The organism is Candidatus Babeliales bacterium (assembly GCA_035288105.1).
GTDB lineage: Bacteria > Babelota > Babeliae > Babelales > Vermiphilaceae > SOIL31.
Window position 1 is genome coordinate 1 of the sequence record DATEAY010000006.1, and the last position, 2018, is coordinate 2018.

Consider the following 2018-nt stretch of genomic DNA (forward strand, 5'->3'; position numbering starts at 1 on the left):
ATATGCAAAATAAACTTTGTAAAAATATTATTGCAGCAGAAGATTTTGATTGTACAAATTTACATGAGACTTTTAAAAAATTACTTGCAGATAAAATACAAGAAAAACATGAATTATTGGAAGCCTCAATTCAAGCTGCACCACATAAATTGGAAAAAGATATTCAAAATATGATAAAAGGTTCTGAAACAGACATTTTAAATAAAAAACAGCAACAGCAAAAATTAAATAGAATCTGGATTGATTAGCGGTAAACTATAAACAATTTTTCTCAATTAATGAAAAAAAGCTTACGGCATAAAAACCGTAGGCTTTTTTATTGCATCCTGAAGATTCCATAACATTAATAGCAATCCCTTTGCCTTCTGTTACACTATCATCGATAAAAGCACCAACAGCATTACAAAGCAAAGGAACTATCGATGAAGGCTATTCTTATAGCTCGAGTAAGCACAGAAGAACAGAAGGAAGCGGGCAATTCACTGCCAGCCCAGATTAATAGACTTGAACAATATTGCCGCAATAGAGGGTTTACCATATTGCGTACCTGTAGCTTTGATGAAAGCGCTTATACCAATACCCGCTCTGAATTTGATGCAATTATCGATTATGCACTCAATCAAAAAGAAAAGGTCGTTATTTGTTGTGATAAAGTAGATAGACTATCACGCAATACATTCGACAAACGCATTTCCACCCTTTATGAAAAAGCACTTAACGATCAACTTGAGCTGCATTTTATTTCCGACGGGCAGATCATCAATAGCCAAATTTCTGCCGTTGAAAAGTTCCAATTTGGTATCAGCCTTGGTCTTGCAAAATATTATTCCGATGCAATAAGTGATAACGTCAAACGTGCTATTGAACAAAAGTTGCGCAAAGGCGAATGGCCTGCAAAAGCACCCTACGGATACAAAAACATTTCATTAGGCAATGACAAAACGACTATTGTTGTTGATGAATATGCTTCGCAGGTAGTACGTAAAGCTTTTGAACTTTATGCAACGGGAGCATTCTCGTTTTCAACACTCTGCAAAAAAATCAATGCTGATTACGGCGTTACATGGGCGAGCAGCAACGTTGATAAAATGTTTAATTACACATTCTATCATGGTATTATGACCATCAACGGTAAAACGTATCCACATAACTACCCACCCATTATCACCCATGCACTATTCCAGGAAGTACAAGAAGTCAGAAAAAAACATGGTAAACAAGTTCAACGCTACAAAGGTAAACAAGATATAATCTATCGCGGTTTATTACGTTGCGGCGATTGTAATCTTGCGATAACCCACGAACGACAAAAAGGTCACGTTTATTATCATTGCACACAATCAAAAGGAAAACACGGAGCAACATGGTTCCGTGAAGAAACAATAACTGATGAACTGAGCAAGGTCTTTGCAAGCTTACAAATGCCAAAAAACATTTTGCAAGACACTATGAATATTCTTGCTGAAGTGCATAAAAATAAAGTTGAATTCCATCAACAAGAAAACTCAAAATTGCTCAAAGAACAAAGCAGTCTCTCAGTTATGATGGATAATCTTTATATGGATAAATTGAAAGGGAGTATTACTGACGCTCAGTATGACAAGTTTTTCACTACACTAAAAGAAAAAGCAACTGATGTTGCGATACGTTTGGAACAATTACAAGAAGCAGAAACTAATTATTATATTACTGCAGAACTGCTGCTGAAGCTGGCTGACAGAGCTTATGAGATTTTTATGAGTTCAGAAGTTGCTCAAAAACGACTTCTTATTCAAACGGTACTATCGAACTTAAGGATTGTTGGAGAAAAGCTGCATTGGGAGCTGCTTTCGCCATTTGATTTGATCGCCAATTCAGGCGATCGTATACAATGGCATCCCCAAGGGGATTTGAACCCCTGTTTTCGCCGTGAAAGGGCGATGTCCTAGACCAGGCTAGACGATAGGGACACATATATTTCAAAATCTTAATCTTTTATGGGGTCCCCAACTGAAGCTTTTGCGTAAGTTGGGGTAAAA

Annotated in this window: 2 protein-coding genes and 1 tRNA gene; 1 reads left to right on the forward strand and 2 read right to left on the reverse strand. The window is 36.8% G+C overall.

The genetic code is table 11. The features are described from left to right. Positions 1–248 (forward strand): hypothetical protein (locus tag VJJ26_00305; protein ID HLC06602.1); only part of this gene is annotated, 248 nt, incomplete at its 5' end. A gap of 774 nt (positions 249–1022) precedes the next feature. On the opposite strand, the gene VJJ26_00310 is transcribed toward VJJ26_00305, so the two are convergent. Together VJJ26_00310 and VJJ26_00315 are read right to left on the reverse strand one after the other, a co-directional pair. Next, positions 1023–1148: a hypothetical protein gene (locus VJJ26_00310; GenBank protein HLC06603.1), complete on the reverse strand. Its 126-nt coding sequence runs from the start codon at positions 1146–1148 to the stop codon at positions 1023–1025. Between the two features lie 723 nt (positions 1149–1871). Then, a tRNA-Glu gene (locus VJJ26_00315) sits at positions 1872–1949 on the reverse strand. Between the last annotated feature and the right edge of the window lie 69 nt (positions 1950–2018).